Raw genomic sequence first — 20,470 nt, 5'->3', positions numbered from 1 at the left:
TACTGCTGGACAGTTCGTTGATCGCACATGCATCCCGCTCGCTGAGCATTGTCGGCGCCGGCCTGGCCGGATCCCTGCTGGCCATCCTGCTGTCACGGCAGGGCTGGCGCATCACCCTGTACGAACGCCGTGGCGATCCGCGCATCGCCGATTACGAAAGCGGCCGTTCGATCAACCTGGCCCTGGCCGAGCGCGGGCGCAACGCGTTGCGCCAGGCCGGCGTGGAAGACGAAGTGATGGCGCGGGCGGTGATGATGCGCGGGCGCATGGTGCATCCGCGCGAGGGCGAGCCGCAGTTGCAGCGTTATGGTCGCGACGACAGCGAAGTGATCTGGTCGATCCATCGCAGCGACCTGAATACCACGCTGCTGGAACTGGCCGAGCAGGCCGGCGCCACCGTGCATTTCCACCGCCGCCTGCACACCGTCGATTTCGATGCCGGCTACGCACGCTTCATCGATGATCGTGACGACAGCCCGCACGATATCCGCTTCGATACGCTGGTGGGTGCCGATGGCGCCGGCTCGGCGCTGCGTGCGGCGATGAACCGGCGCGAACCGCTGGGCGAGGACATTGCCTTCCTCGACCATTCCTACAAGGAACTGGAGATTCCGCCGAGCGACGATGGCGGCTTCCGCATCGAGCGCAATGCCCTGCATATCTGGCCGCGTGGCCACTACATGTGCATCGCCCTGCCCAACCACGAGGGCACCTTCACCGTCACCCTGTTCCTGCCCAACGATGGCGATCCGAGCTTCGCCACGGTCACCACCGGCGCCCAGGCCGAAGCGCTGTTCGCGCGTGAGTTCGCCGATACCCTGCCGCTGATTCCCAACCTGCGTGCAGACTGGGAGCAGCATCCGCCCGGCCTGCTCGGCACCCTCACCCTGCAACGCTGGCACCAGCAGGCACGTGCCGTGCTGATCGGTGACGCCGCGCATGCGATGGTGCCGTTCCACGGCCAGGGCATGAACTGCGCGTTCGAGGACTGCGTGGCGCTGGCCCGCCATCTGATGGAGGCGGACGACCTGCAGAGTGCGTTCGCCGCATTCGAAGCCGAGCGCAAGCCGAACGCGCGTGCGATCCAGCAGATGGCGCTGGAAAACTATCTGGAGATGCGTGACAGGGTGGCCGATCCGGCCTTCCTGCTGCAGCGTGAGCTGGAACAGGAACTGCAGCGGCGCTGGCCCACGCGTTTCGTCCCGCACTACACGATGGTGACGTTCCTGCACACGCCCTATGCCGAGGCACTGCGCCGCACCGACCTCCAGCGCGCGATGCTGATCGCCGCCACCGCAGGCCACGACACCCTGGACAACATCGACTGGAACGCACTGGAGGCGCAGATCCATGCGCAGCTGCCGGTGCTGGAGGGCGCGCACTGATGGCCGACAGCTTCCTGTTCTACGACCTGGAAACCTTCGGCCAGGATCCACGTCGTACCCGTATCTCCCAGTACGCGGCAATCCGTACCGACAGCGACCTCAATGAGATCGACACGCCGGTCAGCTTCTTCGTTCGCCCGGCCGATGATCTGCTGCCCTCGCCGATGGCGACGATGGTCACCGGCATCACGCCGCAGCAGGCGCTGGCCGAAGGCATCAGCGAAGCCGAGGCGTTCGATCGGATCAACGAGCAGCTCTCGCGCCCCGGTACCTGCGCACTGGGCTACAACACCCTGCGCTTCGACGACGAGTTCATCCGCTACGGCCTGTTCCGCAACTTCCACGACCCGTACGAACGCGAGTGGCGCAACGGCAACTCGCGCTGGGACCTGCTGGACATGCTGCGGCTGATGCACGCCGTCCGCCCGGACGGCATCCACTGGCCCAAGCGCGAGGACGGCGCCACCTCGTTCAAGCTGGAGCATCTGGCCGAGGCCAACGGCGTGCGCGAGGGCGATGCCCACGAAGCGCTGTCGGACGTGCGCGCGACGATCGGCATGGCGCGCCTGTTCAAGCAGTCGCAGCCGCGCCTGTGGGACTACGCGCTGAAGCTGCGCGACAAGCGTTTCGTCGGCAGCCTGCTCGACATCACTGCATTGAAGCCGGTGCTGCATATCTCGATGCGCTACCCGGCCAGCCGCCTGTGCGCGGCACCTGTGTTGCCTCTGGCGGTACATCCGACCATCAACAACCGGGTGATCGTGTTCGATCTCGACGGCGACATCGATGACCTGCTGGAACTGCCCGCCGAAGTGATCGCCCAGCGCCTGTACCTGCGCGCCAGCGAACTGCCTGAAGGCGTGGCCCGGGTGCCGTTGAAGGAAGTGCACCTGAACAAGGTGCCGGCGCTGGTGGCCTGGAACCACCTGCGCGCTGATGACCACGCACGACTCGGGCTGGACGTGGCGGCGATCGAAGCCAAGGCCGAACGCCTGCGCGCGTTCGCGCCGCAGTTGGCCGAGAAGGCGCGCCAGGTCTACAACCAGCCGCGCGCGGCGAGCGTTTCCGATGTGGATGCATCGCTGTACGACGGCTTCCTCGGCGCCGGCGACAAGCCGCTGCTGGCACTGGCACGGACCACGCCCGCCGAGCAGCTGGCCGCACTGGAAGGCCGCTTCCGCGATCCGCGCCTGCCGGAACTGCTGTTCCGCTATCGCGCCCGCAATCATCCCGACAGCCTCGCACCGGAAGAACGCGAGCGCTGGAAAGCCTATCGCCGCCAGCGCCTGTTCGGTGAGGAAGGCATGGGCGAACTCAACCTGGCCCAGTTCCAGCAGCAGCTCGACGCGCTGGCAGCCGAGGCGCCCGACGATGCCCGCCGCGCCGCGCTGCTGCAATCGCTGCGTGACTGGGGCCAGCACCTGCAGGAGGACCTGTGAGCACCTATTTCTCCGATGCCAGTTTCAAGTTCCTGCGCAGCCTGGCGCTGCACAACGACAAGACCTGGTTCAACGACCATCGCCATCAGTACGAAGACCACGTGCGGCAGCCGTTCCTGCGCCTGCTGGGCGACCTGCAGCCGGCCCTGGCCGAGGTCAGCGGACACTTCCGCGCAGACACGCGTGGTGTGGGCGGCTCGTTGTTCCGCATCCACCGCGACGCGCGGTTCTCCAACGATAAATCGCCGTACAAGACCTGGCAGGGTGCGCGCCTGTTCCATGAGCGCCGCCGTGAAGTGGCCGCACCCTCGTTCTACGTGCACCTGCAACCGGGCGAGAGCTTCGTCGGCGCCGGGCTGTGGCATCCCGAACCGGAAACCCAGCGCCGCGTCCGCCACTTCATCCTCGACAACCCGGGCAGCTGGAAGGCGGCTGCGCACGCACCGGCGCTGCGCAGGCGTTTCGACTTCGAGGAAACCGAGAAGCTGGTGCGCCCACCGCGCGGCTTCCCGGCCGACTTCGAGTTCATCGATGACCTCAAGCACCGCAACTGGGTGATGTGGCGTTCGCTGGACGATGCCACGATGACCGGCCCGCGCCTGCTGTCCACGCTCGGCAAGGACCTGGCGGCGCTCGGCCCGTTCGTGGACTACCTGTGCGCTGCACTGGATCTGGAGTTCTGAACGGCGCCGGTGGCATCGCTGGGATCACCCGCCGTTCACCACCGGCAACCGTACTTGCGGCAGGCTGTGCAGCATGAAGAAGCTCATTGGCATCCTCGTTCTGCTGATCGCTGTGGTGGCCGCCTGGTGGTTCGGCGGCCCCTACCTGACCGTGCATGGCCTGTCCAAGGCCATCGAACAACGGGACACCGCCCGTCTGGAGCGCTACGTGGATTTCCCACGCGTGCGTACCAGCCTGCGCGCCCAGCTCAATGACTACCTGGTGCGCCAGGCCGGCCCCGAGGTGGCTGCCAGTCCCTTCGGCGCCCTGCTGTACGGGCTGGGTGATCAGTTGGGTGGCGCCGCGGTGGACACGATGGTCACCCCCACCGGCATCGGTGCGATGATGCAGGGCCACGTGCTGTGGAAGCGCGGCCGCAATGAACTGCAGGGCGGCGAGGCCTTGGGTGCAACCGAGCCGGCGCGACCGCTGAAGAACGCCGAACACCACTTCGAAGCCCTGGACCGCTTCGTGGTCGACGTCGATCGCGGTCCCGGCCAGCCACCGTTGAAGGTAGTGCTGGAACCGCAGGGCCTGCGCTGGAAGGTGGTGGACCTGCAGCTGGGGATGTCAGGCAGCCCGTAACCGGTAGCGCCGGGCCATGCCCGGCGTTTCCATGGGCGCCGCTGCGCTCGCCGGGCATGGCCCGGCGCTACCACCTCACCCTTCGTTGGCGACACCATGCGGCACGTGGCCGGCGGCTACGTGTTCACGCGCACTGTCGATGTTGTGCTGCGAATCGTCAAAGAAGATGTCGGCACCGAATGCCTGCAGGAACGGGCCCTTGTGCCGCCCCCCAAGGAACAGCGCCTCGTCCAGGCGCACGCCCCATTCGCGCAGGGTACGGATCACCCGCTCATGCGCCGGTGCAGAACGCGCGGTCACCAGCGCCGTGCGGATAGGCGCGCTGTCGCCGGCCGGGAACACTTCCTGCAGCGTGTGCAGCGCAGAGAGGAAACCGCGGAATGGACCGCCACTGAGTGGCTCGCGTGCACGCTCGCGTTCGTGCCGGCCAAAGGCTTCCACGCCCTGCTCGCGCGAAATGCGCTCGCTCTCGTCCCCGAAGATCACCGCATCACCATCGAAGGCGATGCGCAGCTGCCCGGCCGGGCGGGTGATGTCGATCTGGTCGGCGGCAGCGGCAGCGGTCTCACCCGGCGGCTTGGGCAGGATGGTCGCCGCGGCGATGCCATGGCGAAGCGCGCTGCGCACCGATTCCGGATTGGCCGACAGGAACAGGTCGGTACCGAACGGCTTCACGTACGGCCAGGTCGGCTCACCGGCGGTGAAGGTCGCGCGGATGATGCCCAGCCCGTAGTGCTGGATGGAATTGAAGATGCGCAGGCCGGTATCGGCCGAGTTGCGTGACAGCAGGATCACTTCCACGCGCGGGTTCTCGGGACTGGCGCCCTGGTTCAGCGCCAACAGCTTGCGCACCACCGGGAAGGCCACGCCCGGCCCGAGGACGTCGTCCTCGTGCTGGCGCTGGTACTCGGCATAGGCAGCCACGCCATCGCTCTCGAACAGCGCATGGCTTTCTTCCAGGTCGAACAACGCACGCGAGGTCACCGCGACGGTCAGCAAACGGGGGGAGTTGTCGCCCATCGGTGGGGTCCTTCAAGCGGTCGGCAGTGCCGGCCGCCTATTGTCGTCAAAAAACGAACTGTTCGCTCAGGATCCGGTCTTCGAGGTTGTGCTCCGGGTCGAACAGCAGGGTCACCCGGTGCTCGCGCGACTCACGGATCGTCACTTCGACCACATCGCGGGTCTCGTGCGAATCGGCAGTGACGCTGACCGGACGCTTGTAGGGATCGAGCACGCGGAAGCGCACTTCGGTGTCGGCCTTGAGGATGGCGCCGCGCCAGCGCCGCGGGCGATACGGGGCCAGCGGCGTCAGGGCGATGGTGTGCGAGCCCAACGGCAGTACCGGCCCATGTGCGGAATAGTTGTAGGCGGTGCTTCCGGCCGGGGTGGCCACCAGCACGCCATCACCGATCAGTTCACCCACCCGCTCCTGGCCATTGAGGTCGATGCCGATATGCGCCGCCTGCCGGGTCTGGCGCAGCAGCGAGACGTCGTTGTAGGCCAGCGACCCGGTGGTGGTACCCGATTCGGTCAGCGCCATCATTTCCAGCGGGCGCAGGTGGGCCGGCTCGGCACGGGCGATACGCGCATGCACGTCGTCGTCGCCGCGGTACTGGTTCATCAGGAAACCCACCGTGCCCAGCTTCATCCCGAATACCGGCCTGCCCAGGTGTCCGTGACGATGCAGGGTCTGCAGCATGAAGCCATCGCCGCCGAGCGGGCACAGCACGTCGGCCTGGTCCGGGGCGTGGTCGCCATAGCGCGAGACCATCGCTGCGCGGGCCATCTGTGCAGGTTCGGTGGTACTGGCCAGGAAAGCGATGCGGGGGGTGTCGCTCATCGGTGGATCCGGGGGAAGGCTTGGTGGAGAGCATAACCGAGCGCCGCTGCGCTCGCCGGGCATGGCCTGGCGCTACCTGCTCCGCCGTACATCGGTAGCGCCGGGCCATGCCCGGCGGTCGTCCGCAAGAAAAAACGGCCCCGCTTTCGCGGGGCCGTTCCGGTTCACGCATGCCAGGCGTGGCCTGGCACTACATCACTTACACGCCGTGGGCAGCGAGCTGACCCAGGCGCTGCACCGCGACCGAAACGGTCGGGTAGTCCAGGGTCTTCTGCTCGGCCAGTTCGGCCAGCATCGCCAGGGTGAAGCGCAGGCTGCTGTCGTCTCGACCGATCCACGCGGCCACCTTGGCTTCAGCGGTGCTGCCCTTGGTGGCCAGCACCTGGCCGGCCAGGCTGCGGTGGTGTGCGGCCAGTTCGTCGCGCAGCACGCCACGTGCCACCGCGTGCCAGCGGCCGTTGACCTCCAGCGCGTCGATCTGCTCGAACAGCCACGGCAGCTGCAGGGCGTCGCCCAGGCGGAAGTGGATCTTGGAGACATCCACCGGCTTCAGCTTGCGGGTACGGGCCAGTTCGATGATGTCGAACGCCGGCTCCAGGAAGTGCAGTTCGGCCAGCTGCTGTGCCAGCGCCGACGGCAGGCCCTTTTCCTTCCACTCGGCCACCAGGGCTTCGTAGGTCGGACGCTGCGAATCCGGCAGCACACCCGAAGCAACACGGATGTCGTTGAACGGACCCTGGTAGCGGTTGACCGCCTCGGTGATGCCCGGCATCGGGCCCGGGCGCGACAGCAGCCAGCGTACGAACGAACGCTGCAGCTTCCAGATCACTTCCAGCGCGTCGATCTGCACCGACTCCGGCAGCGTGCCGTCGAGGGCATCGATCTGCGCCCACAGCGCGCGTGCATCCAGCGTTTCGCGGCTGATGGTGTAGGCCTTGGCGACCTCGGCAATGGAGCGGCCGGTGTCTTCCTGCATGCGCATCAGGAAGGTGGCGCCCATGCGGTTGATGGTCTGGTTGGTCACGGCCGTGGCGATGATTTCGCGCTTCAGGCGGTGACGCTCCATCGCGTCGGCGTACTTCTTCTGCAACGGCGTCGGGAAGTAGCGCTGCAGTTCCTTGGACAGGTACGGATCTTCCGGGATGTCCGAATCCAGCAGCTGCGCGAACGCCACCAGCTTGGAATAGGACAGCAGAACCGACAGTTCCGGGCGGGTCAGGCCTTGGCCGCGCGCCTTGCGCTGGGACAGCTCGGCGTCGGACGGCAGGAACTCGATCTGGCGATCCAGCAGGCCCTGCTGTTCCAGGGTACGGATGAAGTGCTGCTTGGACCCCAGGCGCTTGACCGCCATCCGCTCCATCAGGCTCAGGGCCTGGTTCTGGCGGTAGTTGTCGTTGAGCACCAGCGCGGCGACTTCGTCCGTCATCGACGCCAGCAGCTTGTTGCGCTGCTCGACGGTCAGCTTCTTGGCCCGCACCACATCGTTGAGCAGGATCTTGATGTTGACTTCGTGGTCGGAGGTATCCACACCGGCCGAGTTGTCGATGAAGTCGGTGTTGAGCAGCACGCCGGCCTGGGCAGCTTCGATGCGGCCCAGCTGGGTCATGCCCAGGTTGCCGCCCTCGCCCACCACCTTGCAGCGCAGCTCGCCACCATTCACGCGCAGGGCGTTGTTGGCGCGGTCGCCGACATCGCTGTGCTGCTCGCTGGCGGCCTTGACGTAGGTACCGATGCCGCCGTTCCACAGCAGGTCGACCGGTGCCTTCAGGATCGCGCTCATCAGATCGTTCGGCGACAGCGCCTTGACGTTCTCGTCCAGGCCCAGCGCTTCACGCACCTGCGGGGTGATCTCGATCGACTTCAGGCTGCGCGGATACACGCCGCCGCCCTTGCTGATCAGCTTGGCATCGTAGTCCGCCCAGCTCGAACGCGGCACGGTGAACAGACGCTCACGTTCGACGAACGTGGTCGCTGCATCCGGGTTCGGGTCCAGGAAGATGTGGCGGTGGTCGAACGCAGCGACCAGGCGGATGTGGCGCGACAGCAGCATGCCGTTGCCGAACACGTCGCCGGACATGTCGCCGACGCCAACCGCGGTGAAGTCCTGGGTCTGGCTGTCACGGCCCAGTGCACGGAAGTGGCGCTTGACCGACTCCCATGCGCCGCGCGCGGTGATGCCCATGCCCTTGTGGTCGTAACCAACCGAACCGCCGGAGGCGAACGCATCGCCCATCCAGAAGCCGTGCGCGATGGCCAGGCCGTTGGCGATGTCGGAGAAGGTCGCGGTGCCCTTGTCGGCGGCCACCACCAGGTACGGATCGTCCATGTCATGGCGCACGACATCCACCGGCGGCACGATCTTGTTGTTGACGATGTTGTCGGTGATGTCCAGCAGGCCCTGGATGAACAGCTTGTAGCAGGCCACGCCGTTGGCGAAGATCGCATCGCGATCGCCGTTCACCGGCGGCATCTTGGCGAAGAAGCCGCCCTTCGCGCCGACCGGCACGATGACGGTGTTCTTGACCATCTGCGCCTTGACCAGGCCCAGCACTTCGGTACGGAAGTCTTCGCGGCGATCCGACCAGCGCAGGCCGCCACGGGCGACGGCACCGAAGCGCAGGTGGGTACCTTCCACGCGCGGGCCATACACGAAGATTTCGCGGTACGGGCGCGGCTTGGGCAGGTCCGGCACCAGGGCCGAATCGAACTTGAAGCTGATGACATGGCCGTGCTGGCCATTGGCATCGGTCTGGTAGTAGCTGGTGCGCAGGGTCGCATCGATCACGCCCATGAAGGAACGCAGGATGCGGTCCTCGTCCAGGCTCGACACGCGGTCCATCAGCTTCAGCAGCGCTTCGCGCGCGGCCTGCATCTGCGCATCGCGGTCACCCTTGCGGGCGTCGACCACGGTCTTGAGCACCTTCAGGGTGGCCTCGTCGCCGGCAGCCAGCACCTCGAGGTGGGCTTTCAGCTGCGCCTGGCCGGCGGCGATGTCTTCCTTGCTTTCATGGCCGGTGGCCGGATCGAAGCGGGCTTCGAACAGTTCCACCAGCAGGCGTGCCAGCAACGGGTAGCGGGTGAAGGTGCCTTCGACGTAAGCCTGCGAGAACGGCACGCCGGTCTGCAGCAGGTACTTGCAGTAGCCACGCAGCATGGCGACCTGGCGCCAGTGCAGGCCGGCAGCCAGCACCAGGCGGTTGAAGCCATCGTTCTCGGCATCGCCGTGCCAGACGCGGGCAAAGGTCTCACCGAAGGCTTCATCGACGCTGGCCGCATCGATCGCACCAGCGGTCGACTCGACCTCGAAGTCCTGCACGTACACCGGCGCGTTGTCCACCGACAGGCGGTACGGACGCTCGGCGATCACGCGCAGGCCCATGTTTTCCATCATCGGCAGCGCGTCCGACAGCGGGATGTCATCCAGCTGGCGATACAGCTTCAGGCGCAGGCCATCGCCGGATTCGCGCGGCACGGCCTGCAGGCTCAGGCGCAGGTCGTCCGGACCGGTCAGCGCATCGAGCTGGCTGACATCGTTGGCGGCAACGGCGGTGCTGTTGTCTTCGATGTAACCGGCCGGCAGCGCCTTGCCGATACGCGCAGCGATGCGCAGGCCTTCGGCTTCGCCATGGCGGGTGACCAGCGCTTCGCGCAGGTCGTCCTGCCAGTTGCGCAGCACCTGGGCCAGCTTCAGTTCCAGTTCGGCGGTGTCGACATCGAGCATTTCGCCCGGCTTCGGACGCACGATCAGGTGCACCTGGGCCAGCGGCGATTCACCCAGCACCACCGAGCTGTCCACGTACTCGCCGTGCAGCGCTTCCTTGAGCATCGCTTCGATGCGCAGGCGCACGTCGGTGTTGAAACGCTCGCGCGGCAGGTAGACCAGCGCGGAAATGAAACGGCTGTACTTGTCGCGACGCAGGAACAGGCGGCTGCGCACGCGCTCCTGCAGGCCCAGCACGCCCATCGCGGTGCGGAACAGTTCGTCCTCGCTGGACTGGAACAGTTCTTCGCGCGGCAGGGTTTCCAGGATGTGGCGCAGGGCCTTGCCGCTATGGCTGGAGCCGGCCAGGCCGGACTGCTTCATCACGTGTTCGTAGCGCTGGCGCACCAGCGGGATTTCCCACGGGCGGCGGTTGTAGGCGCTGGAGGTGAACAGGCCGAGGAAGCGCTGTTCGCCGATGATCCTGCCCTTGGCGTCGAATTCCAGCACGCCGATGTAATCCATGTAACCGGCACGATGCACGCGCGAACGGGCATTGGTCTTGGTCAGGATCAGCGCGTCCTTCAGCCCGGACGTGGTGTTCAGGCCCTGCGCGGCAAGGGTCTTGACCGGACGTGCAGCGGACTTGTCCTTGCCGCGCATCAGGCCCAGGCCGGTGTCGTTCAGCGGCGCCAGCACGTCTTCCTTGCCCTGCTTCTCGACGCGGTACTCGCGGTAGCCGAAGAAGGTGAAGTGGTTGTCGGCGGCCCAGCGCAGGAATTCCTGTGCTTCCTTGCGCGAGGCAGCGTCGACCGGCAGCTGGCGGCTGCCAAGGTCGTCGGCCAGCGCCAGCGCCTTGTCCTGCATCGGCTGCCAGTCGCGCACGATGGCGCGCACTTCATCCAGCGCCTTGTTGATGGCCTGCTCGATGTCTGCCATGGCTTCGGCCGGCTGGCGGTCGATCTCCAGCAGCATCACCGATTCCAGCTGGCCCTCGCCGACCTTGGTCAGCTTGCCGGCCTTGTCACGGGTGAAATGCAGCACCGGGTGGCCCAGCACATGCACGCCCACGCCATGCTCGGCCAGCGACATGGTCACGGTGTCGACCAGGAACGGCATGTCGTCGTTGATGATCTGCAGCACGGTGTGCGGCGATTCCCAACCGTTGGCCTTCGCCGTCGGATTGAACACGCGGACATTGGCCTTGCCGGCCTTGCGGGCACGGGCGAATTCCAGCGTTTCGGCTGCGAGCGCGGCCCACTCCTCAGCGCTGTGATGGGGGAACTCGTCGGCCTCCATGCGCTTGTAGAAATCGGCTGCGAATGCCACTGCCTCGGCCTGGGCGGCCGCGGGGTAACGCTTGCGCAAGGCCGTGTACACCGGCTCCAGGGAGAAACCAGCGGTCACTGCGACCTCCGACTCAACTGGTTTGCTTTTGTTTTTCACGGTCTTGGCTGCGGTTTTTTGCGGTTTCATGGCAGAGCGGCGCGCTTGCTCAGTTGGGAAAATGAAATTGTAGCCCTACCGCACGAAAAGGCCTTGCTGCAGGACGGAATAACCAGATTCGGGTTTGCTGCGGTTTAGACGCCCTATTCAGTTCGCACCGGTATGGGCATCGCAGTCGCACAGCGTTGCCGACAGGATCGGCAAAACGTGTTACCGGAAGACACATGCGGCAACATCGGCGCGATTCCACAATCCTGAACTGGACGGTATAGTCCACCGCGTGAATCCGGCCTACCTTCCTGTCGCCCTCGACGCGCGTGATGAGCGCGTGTTCGACGCCGTGCGCGAACTGCTTGCCCGACAGGGCATGCAGATGAGCATGGACGCGGTCGCCCAGCATGCAGGCTGCTCGAAGCAGACCCTGTATTCGCGCTACGGCAACAAGCAGGCCCTGCTGCGGCGGGTCATGCAACGCCACGTCGGTCACGCCACCGGGGCCATGCTGCGTGCACTCCGCGGTGACGACCTGCGTGGCAGCCTGCTGCAGTTCGCCACCGACTTCCTGGAGCACTTCAACCAGCCCCACGTCGGCCAGGCCTGCCGCCTGATCGCCGCCGATGCAGCACAGTTTCCCGAAGAGGCGCGTACGCTGTACCGGCATGGCGCCGGCGCGCTGACACTTCATCTTGCTGAATGGATTGAAACCGTTTGCAGTCGCGGGCTGCTGCGGCATGACGACCCGCACTTCATGGCCGAACTGCTGCTGAGCATGATTGCCGGTCAGGATTTCGACAAACAGCGCTTCCATACCCCCCATCGTGATGACGCTGCATTGCGTCGGCGCTGGGCAGAGTTCTCCGTCGATGGCTTCCTGCGCGCGTTCGCGCCGCAGCCCTCGCCGGCCCCGTCTTCAAACCAACCCCGGAGTTCCTCCTGATGACCGCCCCACTCCGCACCCTTGCCTTGACGTGCGCCGTTGCTGTCGCCGTAGCTGCCTGCAAGAAGCCGGAACAGCCGACGCCCCCACCGCCGGAGGTGGGCGTGATCGACGCCAAGCCGCAGACCCTGCCGCTGCAGCGCGAGCTGGTCGGTCGCCTGTCGCCGTTCCGCAGCGCCGATGTGCGCGCCCGCGTGCCCGGCGTGCTGCTCAAGCGCGTCTATCAGGAAGGCAGCGAGGTCAAGCAGGGCCAGACCCTGTTCCTGATCGACCCGGCGCCCCTGCGCGCCTCGCTCAACGCCTCCGAGGCCCAGCTGGCTTCGGCCCGCGCGACCTACGCCAACGCCAAGGTCGCCGCTGACCGCGCCCGTTCGCTGGCGCCGCAGAAGTTCGTGTCCAAGGCCGACCTGGACAATGCCGAGTCGGCCGAGCGCACCGCGCTGGCCGCGGTCAAGCAGGCCGAAGCCACCGTTACGTCCTCGCGCATCAGCCTGGGCTACACCGAAGTCACCGCCCCGATCAGTGGCGTGGCCAACAAGCAGCAGGTCACCGAAGGCGCGCTGGTGGGCCAGGGCGATGTGACCCTGCTGACCACCGTGGACCAGCTCGACCCGCTGTATGTGAACTTCTCGCTGAGCGTGGATGAACTGACCCAGCTGCGTGCGCAGCAGGCCAAGGGCACCCTGGCCCTGTCCGGCGACGGCAAGGCCACGGTCAACGTCAAACTGGCCGACGGCAGCACCTACAGCGAGCCGGGCACGCTGGACTTCTCTTCGACCACGGTCGACCCGGCCACCGGCGCGGTGTCGCTGCGCGCGGTGCTGCCGAACCCGCAGAAGATCCTGCTGCCGGGCGCCTTCGTCAGCTTCCAGGCCAACCTGGGCGAGCGCAACAATGCCTACCTGGTGCCGCAGCAGGCCCTGCTGCGTGACACCAACGGCGGCTATGTGATGGTGGTGGGTGCCGACGGCAAGGTCGTCCGCAAGAACGTCAAGACCGACGGCGCGCAGAACGGCAACTGGCTGGTCAGCGAGGGCCTGGCCGCGGGTGACAAGGTGGTCGTCGCCGGCGTGCAGAAGGTCAAGGAAGGCACGCCGGCCACGGCCAAGCCGTGGACCCCGGGCCAGGACGCCAACGGCAAGCCTGCCGCCGGCGGCGCTGCTCCGGGCGCGCCTGCCGCAGCTCCGGCCGACGCCAAGGCACCGGCCAAGGCTGACCAGGCCGACAAGGCCGAGCCGGCCGCCACCGAATCGAACAAGCAGTAACGGGACCTTCCGTCATGCCTAAATTTTTCATCGAACATCCAGTCTTCGCCTGGGTGGTGGCGATCCTGATCTCGCTCAGCGGCGTGATCGCGATCCTCAACCTCGGCGTGGAGTCCTACCCCAACATCGCCCCGCCGCAGGTGACCGTCTCGGCCACCTACCCGGGCGCAAGTGCGGATACCACGGAGAAATCGGTCACCCAGGTGATCGAGCAGCAGCTGACCGGCATCGATCACCTGCTGTACTTCAGCTCCTCATCGGCCTCCAACGGCCGCGCCTCGATCACCCTGACCTTCGAGACCGGTACCGATCCGGACATCGCCCAGGTGCAGGTGCAGAACAAGGTCTCGCTGGCCACGCCGCGACTGCCTTCGGAAGTCACCCAGCAGGGTGTGGTGGTGGCCAAGGCCAACGCCGGCTTCCTGATGGTGGTGGCGCTGCAGTCCGATACGCCGACGATCAACCGTGACGCACTGAACGACATCGTCGGTTCGCGCGTGCTCGACCAGGTCTCGCGCATCCCCGGCGTCGGCAGCACCCAGCAGTTCGGTTCCGAGTACGCCATGAACATCTGGCTCAACCCGGAAAAGATGCAGGGCTATGGCCTGTCGGCCAGCCAGGTGCTGGCGGCAGTACGCGCGCAGAACGTGCAGTTCGCCGCCGGTGCGCTGGGCTCCGACCCGTCGCCGGAAGGCCAGCACTTCACCGCCACGGTGTCGGCCGAAGGCCGCTTCAGCTCGCCGCAGGAGTTCGAGAACATCATCCTGCGCGCCAATGCCGATGGCTCGCGCGTGCTGCTGAAGGACATCGCCCGCGTCGCCTTCGGTGCCAACAACTACGGCTTTGATACCCAGTACAACGGCAAGCCCACCGGTGCCTTCGCCATCCAGCTGCTGCCGGGCGCCAACGCCCTGAACGTGGCCGAGGCGGTGCGCGGCAAGATGGACGAGCTGCAGCCCAGCTTCCCGGCCGGCGTCACCTGGTTCTCGCCGTACGACAGCACCACCTTCGTCAAGATCTCGATCCAGGAAGTGGTCAAGACCCTGTTCGAAGCGGTGTTGCTGGTGTTCCTGGTGATGCTGATCTTCCTGCAGAACTTCCGCGCCACCCTGATCCCGACCCTGGTCATCCCGGTGGCCCTGCTGGGTACGTTCCTGGGCATGTGGATGATCGGCTTCACGATCAACCAGCTGACCCTGTTTGCGATGGTGCTGGCGATCGGCATCGTGGTCGATGACGCGATCGTGGTGATCGAGAACGTCGAACGCATCATGACCGAGGAAGGCCTGGCGCCGAAGCCGGCCACGCAGAAGGCGATGACCCAGATCACCGGTGCGGTGGTGGCCATCACCGTCGTGCTGGCGGCGGTGTTCATCCCCTCCGCCCTGCAGGGCGGTGCGGCCGGTGAGATCTACAAGCAGTTCGCCCTGACCATCGCCATCTCGATGGCGTTCTCGGCGTTCCTCGCACTGGGCTTCACCCCCGCGCTGTGCGCCACGTTCCTCAAGCCGACGCACAACGACAACCCGAACATCGTCTACCGCACCTTCAACAAGTACTACGACAAGATCAGCCACACCTATGTGGGCCACATCACCTCCGCGGTGCGCCATGCACCACGCTGGATGATCCTGTTCGTGGTGCTGACCGCGCTGTGCGGTTTCCTGTTCACCCGCATGCCGGGCAGCTTCCTGCCTGAGGAAGACCAGGGCTATGCACTGGCGATCGTGCAGTTGCCGCCCGGCTCGACCAAGAGCCAGACCAACGAAGCGTTCGCACAGATGCGCGGCATCCTGGAAAAGCAGGATGGCTATGAAGGCATGCTGCAGGTGGCCGGCTTCAGCTTCGTCGGCTCCGGCGAGAACGTGGGCATGGGCTTCATCCGCCTGAAGCCGTGGGAAGAGCGCAAGTTCACTGCTCCGGAATTCATCCAGAACATGAACGGCGCGTTCTACGGCATCAAGGAAGCGCAGATCTTCGTGGTCAACCTGCCGACCGTGCAGGGCCTTGGCCAGTTCGGTGGCTTCGACATGTGGCTGCAGGACCGCAGCGGTGCCGGTTACGAGCAGCTGACCCAGGCCCGCAACATCCTGCTCGGCCAGGCCGCGCAGAAGCCGGACCACCTGGTGGGCGTGCGCCCGAACGGCCTGGAAAACGCCCCGCAGCTGCAGCTGCACGTGGACCGCGTGCAGGCGCAGTCGATGGGCATGTCGGTGTCGGACGTGTACAGCACCATCCAGCTGATGCTGGCCCCGGTGTACGTCAACGACTTCTTCTACGAAGGCCGCATCAAGCGCGTGACCATGCAGGCTGATGGTCCGTACCGCACTGGCCAGGAATCGCTGAAGAGCTTCTACAGCCCGTCCAGCCTGACCACCAATGCCGATGGCACCAACGCTATGATTCCGTTGAGCACGGTGGTCAAGTCCGAATGGGTCTCGGCACCGCCGTCGCTGAGCCGCTACAACGGCTACTCGGCGATCAACATCGTCGGCTCGCAGGCACCGGGCACCAGCTCGGGTGAAGCGATGCAGACCATGGAAGGCATCGTCAACGACGACCTGCCGGCAGGCTTTGGCTACGACTGGTCCGGCCTGTCCTACCAGGAAATCCTGGCAGGCAACGCCGCGACGCTGCTGCTGGTGCTGTCCATCGTGGTGGTGTTCCTGTGCCTGGCCGCGCTGTATGAAAGCTGGTCGATCCCGGTGGCGGTGCTGCTGGTGGTACCGCTTGGCGTTCTGGGCGCACTCGCCCTGTCGATGATGCGTGGCCTGCCGAACGATCTGTTCTTCAAGATCGGCCTGATCACGGTGATCGGCCTGGCCGCGAAGAACGCGATCCTGATCGTGGAGTTCGCGGTGGAGCAGCGTGCGGCGGGCAAGACCCTGCGCGATGCCACCATCGAAGCGGCGCGCCTGCGATTCCGCCCGATCCTGATGACGTCCTTCGCGTTCATCATGGGCGTCATCCCGATGGCGATCTCCACCGGTGCCGGCGCCAACTCGCGCCACGCCATCGGTACCGGCGTGATCGGCGGCATGCTGTTCGCCACCCTGCTCGGCCTGCTGATGATCCCGGTGTTCTTCGTGGTCGTGCGCCGCATGCTGGGCGACAAGCTGGATGAACCGTCGAAGGAATTCCTCGGCCGCCAGCGTGATGCGGAAAGCGCCCACCGCCCGGATCGTTGATCCGGCGGTAAATTGAAACGAGAAAGGCCCCGGAGCGATCCGGGGCCTTTTTCTTTGCTGCTTTTGAATCCATGCCAACCAAGGTTGGCATGGATTCAAAAGCAGCGGCATGCCAGGTAGCCGCCAACCTCGGTTGGCGCTCTCCAAGGCGACGTGTCAGCGCAGCAGCGAGATCATCACGCACACTGCAACGATCACCAATGCGACCCATTGCATGGGCACGAAGAAGAAATGATGGGGCGCGGCCTCCCCCTTCAGCCGCGGCGCACGGTTGAGCCACAGCCCCAGCAGCACGTTCACTGCCGCACCGATGCCACCACCCAGCAGCACCTGCTGCAGCGGGATGTTGCCCTTGGCGCCGTCGTGCGGGAAGAAGTAAGCCAGCAACAGGATGCCTGCAATCGGCGTCACCAGCGTCATGAAGCCCCAGCCGCGGTAGATCATGCGGTATCTCCAGAAAAAACGATCCGCATTGCAGCAGCATGCATCCTGGAAAGCCAGAGGGGCATGCCATCTGGGCACAACGCCATCCACGCATGGCGTGGATCTACTGCCGCTGCCGCGCCGCCATTGCAGCGGCGCGGCACGGGAAAATCAACGCAGCCCGGTTTCGTTGCGGGCAATCACCAGGCGCTGGATTTCCGAAGTGCCTTCGTAGATCTCGGTGATCTTGGCATCACGGAAGTAGCGCTCCAGCGGCATTTCCTTGGAGTAGCCCATGCCACCATGGATCTGTACGGCCTGGTGGGTGATCCACATTGCCGCTTCCGAAGCAGTCAGCTTGGCGATGGCGGCCTCGTTGCTGAAGCGCTTGCCCTCGCCCTTCACCCATGCCGCACGCAGGGTCAGCAGCAGCGCCGCATCCAGCTTGCACTTCATGTCGGCAATTTTCGCCTGGGTCATCTGGAAGGTACCGATGGCCGCACCGAAGGCCTTGCGGTCCTTCACATACTCCAGGGTCGCTTCATAGGCGGCGCGCGCGATGCCGATCGCCTGCGAGGCAATGCCGATGCGGCCGGCGTCAAGCACGCCCATGGCGATCTTGAAGCCCTCCCCTTCCTGCCCCAGCACGTCTTCGGGCTGCGCCACGTAATCGTTGAACTCGATCTCGCAGGTGGCCGAGGCACGGATGCCCAGCTTCGGTTCGGTCTTGCCGCGGCCGAAACCGGCCTTGTCGGTGTCGATCATGAACGCGGTGATGCCACGTGCGCCCTTGTCCGGCTCGCTCATCGCGAACAGCACGATGTACTTGGCCACCGGGCCGGAAGTGATCCAGCTCTTCTTGCCATTGATGACATAGCTGCCGTCGGCCTGCTTGACCGCGCGGCAACGCATGGCAGTGGCGTCCGAGCCCGACTGTGGCTCGGTCAGCGCGAATGCACCGATGGCCTCGCCTTCGGCGATGGCGCGCACGTACTTCTGCTTCTGCGCTTCGCTGCCATGGGTCAGGATGCCATTGCAGAACAGCGAATTGTTGACCGACATGATGGTCGAATGCGCAGCATCACCGGCGGCGACCTCCACCATCGCCAGCACGTACGCGATCGGGTCCATGCCCGCGCCACCGTATTCGGTCGGCACTTCGATGCCCATCAGGCCGTTCTCGCCCAGCAGGCGGATGTTGTCCAGCGGGAACTCACCGGTACGGTCATGGTGCTCCGCGCTCGGGGCGATCTTCTCCTGCGCGATCCGGCGCGCAACGTCCTGCAGCATCAACTGCTCTTCGGTAAAGCTGAAATCCACAACACCCTCCCGGGAAAATGGTTCGCCGATTGTACCGGGGGCCGGACATCGGCGGCTGACTCGTGGGGAGCTGCGACTTGACCGGAAGGGGCGCCGTCAGCGAATATATCTCTATATCGCGATAGGTAGATGTTTATGGATCTGGAAGACTGGTCGACCCGCCTGAAGGTGTTCGCCGATGCTACCCGCGTGCGCCTGCTGGCGCTGCTGGAGCAGGAAGAGCTGACCGTGGCCGAGCTTTCGGCCATCACCCGGTTGGCGCAACCGCGGGTATCGACTCATCTGGCGCGCCTGAAGGAAGCCGGCCTTGTGCGCGACCGCCGTGCGGGCGTGTCGGCCTACTACCGCTTCGACGAGGCCCAGCTGGACCCGGCGCAGCGTGCATTGTGGCATGCCCTGAGCAACGGAAGCGACGACCCGTTGCTGCGCCAGGATGCTGAACGGGTAGCGGCGGTGCTCGCCCACCGCGCTGCCGACCAGAACTGGGCCGACAGCGTGGCCGGCGACATGGAGCGCCACTACTCCCCGGGCCGCACCTGGGAAGCGCTGGCGCGCACCGCGCTGCCATTGCTGGAAACCGGCGACGTGCTGGATATCGCCTCCGGCGACGGTGTGCTGGCCGAACTGGTCGCCCCGCACGCCAGGCGCTACATCTGCATCGATACCAGTGCGCGCGTGGTGGCCGCCGCCAGCGAACGCCTGCGCCGCCTGCCGAACGTGGAAGTCCGCGAGGGCGACATGCATGCCCTGCCCTTCAAGGACCGCAGCTTCGACCTTGTGGTGCTGATGCACGCCCTGACCTACGCCAGCAAGCCGGCGCAGGCGGTCACCGAAGCCGCGCGCGTGCTGCGCCCGGGCGGTCGCCTGCTGCTGTGCAGCCTGGCCCGCCACGAGCACAAAGCCGCGGTCGATGCTTATGGCCATGTCAACCTCGGCTTCAGCGACAAGGAGCTGAAGAAGTTCGTCGACAAGGCCGGCCTGCAGGTCTCCAACCTGGAAACGGTCACCCGCGAAAAACGCCCGCCGCATTTCGAAGTGATCTCGCTGATCGCCAACAAACCCTGAGGTCGATATGCCCGCATTGCCCTGGCTGCACCCGGAACGCGTGGAATCGCTGCTCGCTGCCCTGCGTGATCGGATCCTGATCATCGACGGCGCGATGGGCACGATGATCCAGCGCCACGGCCTGCAGGAAGAGGATTACCGGGGCGAGCGCTTCGCCGGCGGTTACGACCACGCCCATGGGCCCGGCTGCGACCACGGCGGCACACCCGAAGGCCACGACCTGAAGGGCAACAACGACCTGTTGCTGCTGACCCGGCCGGAGGTCATCGCCGGCATCCACACCGCCTACCTGGAAGCGGGCGCGGACCTGGTGGAAACCAACACCTTCAACGCCACCTCGGTCAGCCAGGCCGACTACCACCTCGAACACCTGGTGTACGAGCTGAACAAGGCAGGTGCGGCCGTCGCACGTGCCTGCTGCGATGCGGTGGCGGCCACCACACCGGACAAGCCGCGCTTCGTCATCGGCGTTCTCGGCCCGACCAGCCGCACCGCTTCGATCAGCCCGGACGTCAACGATCCCGGCTTCCGCAACACCAGTTTCGATGAGCTGCGCGGCACCTACCGCGAAGCCATCGATGGCCTGATCGATGGTGGCGCCGACACGATCATGGTCGAGACCATCTTCGATACGCTCAACGCCAAGGCTGCGCTGTACGCCATCGAGGAGGCCTTCGATGCACGTGGCGCGCGGCTGCCGATCATGATTTCCGGCACCATCACCGATGCTTCCGGGCGCACCCTGTCCGGACAGACCGCCGAGGCGTTCCAGGCGTCACTCGCGCATGCACGGCCGTTGTCGATCGGCCTGAACTGCGCACTCGGCGCCGATGCCATGCGTCCGCACGTGGAAACCCTGTCGCAGGTGTCGGACTGCTACGTCAGTGCCCATCCCAACGCCGGCCTGCCCAATGCATTCGGTGAGTACGACGAAACACCCGAGGAAATGGCCGCCACCCTGCGTGGCTTTGCCGAAGATGGCCTGCTCAACCTGGTCGGCGGCTGCTGTGGCTCCACACCGGACCACATCCGCGCGATCGCGCTGGCGGTGGCCGGGCTGCCGCCCCGCGCCCTGCCTGCCGCCCAGGTGCAGGCGGCATGAACACCTCCGCCCCCTCCCGCACGTCCCCCTGTTGCCGTTGAGTTGCCGCCGA

General features: G+C 65.9%; 14 protein-coding genes. 9 read left to right on the top strand and 5 right to left on the bottom strand.

The genetic code is table 11. The features are described 5' to 3' along the window. Positions 1 to 17 precede the first annotated feature (17 nt). From M2299_RS02430 to M2299_RS02415, 4 genes are all read left to right on the top strand, one after another. On the top strand, positions 18 to 1,385 hold the full coding sequence (locus tag M2299_RS02430) for an NAD(P)/FAD-dependent oxidoreductase (protein ID WP_032976306.1): 1,368 nt from the start codon (positions 18 to 20) through the stop codon (positions 1,383 to 1,385). Continuing rightward, positions 1,385 to 2,824 (top strand): exodeoxyribonuclease I, encoded by a 1,440-nt coding sequence (sbcB, locus tag M2299_RS02425; protein WP_280883778.1) that lies wholly within the window; start codon positions 1,385 to 1,387, stop codon positions 2,822 to 2,824. Before M2299_RS02430 ends, sbcB begins: the two co-directional genes overlap by 1 nt. Next, complete coding sequence (locus M2299_RS02420) at positions 2,821 to 3,507, top strand: DUF2461 domain-containing protein (RefSeq protein WP_100436572.1); 687 nt, start codon at positions 2,821 to 2,823, stop codon at positions 3,505 to 3,507. The genes sbcB and M2299_RS02420 overlap by 4 nt, the downstream gene beginning before the upstream one ends. A gap of 73 nt (positions 3,508 to 3,580) precedes the next feature. Then, entirely contained in the window at positions 3,581 to 4,132 is a 552-nt protein-coding gene (locus M2299_RS02415; protein ID WP_280883777.1) for a DUF2939 domain-containing protein, read from the top strand. Between the two features lie 75 nt (positions 4,133 to 4,207). On the opposite strand, the gene M2299_RS02410 is transcribed toward M2299_RS02415, so the two are convergent. From M2299_RS02410 to M2299_RS02400, 3 genes are all read right to left on the bottom strand, one after another. Next, positions 4,208 to 5,152, bottom strand: a complete 945-nt coding sequence (locus M2299_RS02410; protein WP_025876852.1) for a 5'-nucleotidase — start codon at positions 5,150 to 5,152, stop codon at positions 4,208 to 4,210. A 46-nt stretch (positions 5,153 to 5,198) separates the two neighbouring features. Next, positions 5,199 to 5,972 (bottom strand): NAD kinase, encoded by a 774-nt coding sequence (locus tag M2299_RS02405; RefSeq protein WP_025876850.1) that lies wholly within the window; start codon positions 5,970 to 5,972, stop codon positions 5,199 to 5,201. A 199-nt stretch (positions 5,973 to 6,171) separates the two neighbouring features. Further along, positions 6,172 to 11,148 carry an NAD-glutamate dehydrogenase domain-containing protein gene (locus M2299_RS02400; RefSeq protein WP_280883776.1) on the bottom strand — a complete coding sequence of 1,659 codons (4,977 nt, stop codon included), beginning with the start codon at positions 11,146 to 11,148 and terminating at the stop codon, positions 6,172 to 6,174. A gap of 250 nt (positions 11,149 to 11,398) precedes the next feature. On the opposite strand from M2299_RS02400, the gene M2299_RS02395 reads away from it, so the two are divergent. Genes M2299_RS02395 through M2299_RS02385 form a run of 3 tightly spaced genes read left to right on the top strand, consistent with a single transcriptional unit; the run spans position 11,399 to position 16,508 of the window. Then, positions 11,399 to 12,055, top strand: a complete 657-nt coding sequence (locus M2299_RS02395) for a TetR/AcrR family transcriptional regulator (protein ID WP_099784744.1) — start codon at positions 11,399 to 11,401, stop codon at positions 12,053 to 12,055. Next, positions 12,055 to 13,320: an efflux RND transporter periplasmic adaptor subunit gene (locus tag M2299_RS02390; RefSeq protein WP_025876844.1), complete on the top strand. Its 1,266-nt coding sequence runs from the start codon at positions 12,055 to 12,057 to the stop codon at positions 13,318 to 13,320. The genes M2299_RS02395 and M2299_RS02390 overlap by 1 nt, the downstream gene beginning before the upstream one ends. A gap of 14 nt (positions 13,321 to 13,334) precedes the next feature. Further along, positions 13,335 to 16,508 carry a multidrug efflux RND transporter permease subunit gene (locus M2299_RS02385; RefSeq protein ID WP_025876842.1) on the top strand — a complete coding sequence of 1,058 codons (3,174 nt, stop codon included), beginning with the start codon at positions 13,335 to 13,337 and terminating at the stop codon, positions 16,506 to 16,508. A gap of 156 nt (positions 16,509 to 16,664) precedes the next feature. Here the strand turns inward: M2299_RS02385 and M2299_RS02380 are convergent, their stop codons facing one another. Together M2299_RS02380 and M2299_RS02375 are read right to left on the bottom strand one after the other, a co-directional pair. Beyond that, positions 16,665 to 16,952, bottom strand: coding sequence for a hypothetical protein (locus M2299_RS02380; protein WP_059064613.1), 288 nt, complete (start codon positions 16,950 to 16,952; stop codon positions 16,665 to 16,667). A 150-nt stretch (positions 16,953 to 17,102) separates the two neighbouring features. After that, the gene (locus M2299_RS02375; protein WP_032976311.1) at positions 17,103 to 18,251 is read right to left on the bottom strand and encodes an acyl-CoA dehydrogenase family protein; all 1,149 of its coding nucleotides are present in this window, start codon (positions 18,249 to 18,251) and stop codon (positions 17,103 to 17,105) included. Between the two features lie 135 nt (positions 18,252 to 18,386). Between M2299_RS02375 and M2299_RS02370 the strand changes: the two genes are divergently transcribed. Both M2299_RS02370 and M2299_RS02365 read left to right on the top strand, forming a co-directional pair. Further along, positions 18,387 to 19,316, top strand: a complete 930-nt coding sequence (locus tag M2299_RS02370; protein ID WP_032976312.1) for a metalloregulator ArsR/SmtB family transcription factor — start codon at positions 18,387 to 18,389, stop codon at positions 19,314 to 19,316. A gap of 7 nt (positions 19,317 to 19,323) precedes the next feature. Further along, complete coding sequence (locus tag M2299_RS02365) at positions 19,324 to 20,418, top strand: homocysteine S-methyltransferase family protein (RefSeq protein ID WP_059064614.1); 1,095 nt, start codon at positions 19,324 to 19,326, stop codon at positions 20,416 to 20,418. Positions 20,419 to 20,470: the final 52 nt, after the last annotated feature.

It is taken from the genome of Stenotrophomonas sp. 1278 (assembly GCF_029892765.1).
In the GTDB taxonomy this organism is placed as follows: Bacteria; Pseudomonadota; Gammaproteobacteria; order Xanthomonadales; family Xanthomonadaceae; genus Stenotrophomonas; species Stenotrophomonas indicatrix.
Note: the sequence above shows the minus strand (reverse complement) of the source record. Positions and strands in the feature narration are given on the sequence as shown.

Coding starts and splice junctions, on each gene's coding strand:
- sbcB (WP_280883778.1), top strand. CDS start 1,385: ATGGCCGACAGCTTCCTGTTCTACGACCTGGAAACCTTCGGCCAGGAT.
- M2299_RS02415 (WP_280883777.1), top strand. CDS start 3,581: ATGAAGAAGCTCATTGGCATCCTCGTTCTGCTGATCGCTGTGGTGGCC.
- M2299_RS02410 (WP_025876852.1), bottom strand. CDS start 5,152: ATGGGCGACAACTCCCCCCGTTTGCTGACCGTCGCGGTGACCTCGCGT.
- M2299_RS02405 (WP_025876850.1), bottom strand. CDS start 5,972: ATGAGCGACACCCCCCGCATCGCTTTCCTGGCCAGTACCACCGAACCT.
- M2299_RS02400 (WP_280883776.1), bottom strand. CDS start 11,148: ATGAAACCGCAAAAAACCGCAGCCAAGACCGTGAAAAACAAAAGCAAA.
- M2299_RS02390 (WP_025876844.1), top strand. CDS start 12,055: ATGACCGCCCCACTCCGCACCCTTGCCTTGACGTGCGCCGTTGCTGTC.
- M2299_RS02385 (WP_025876842.1), top strand. CDS start 13,335: ATGCCTAAATTTTTCATCGAACATCCAGTCTTCGCCTGGGTGGTGGCG.
- M2299_RS02380 (WP_059064613.1), bottom strand. CDS start 16,952: ATGATCTACCGCGGCTGGGGCTTCATGACGCTGGTGACGCCGATTGCA.
- M2299_RS02370 (WP_032976312.1), top strand. CDS start 18,387: ATGGATCTGGAAGACTGGTCGACCCGCCTGAAGGTGTTCGCCGATGCT.
- M2299_RS02365 (WP_059064614.1), top strand. CDS start 19,324: ATGCCCGCATTGCCCTGGCTGCACCCGGAACGCGTGGAATCGCTGCTC.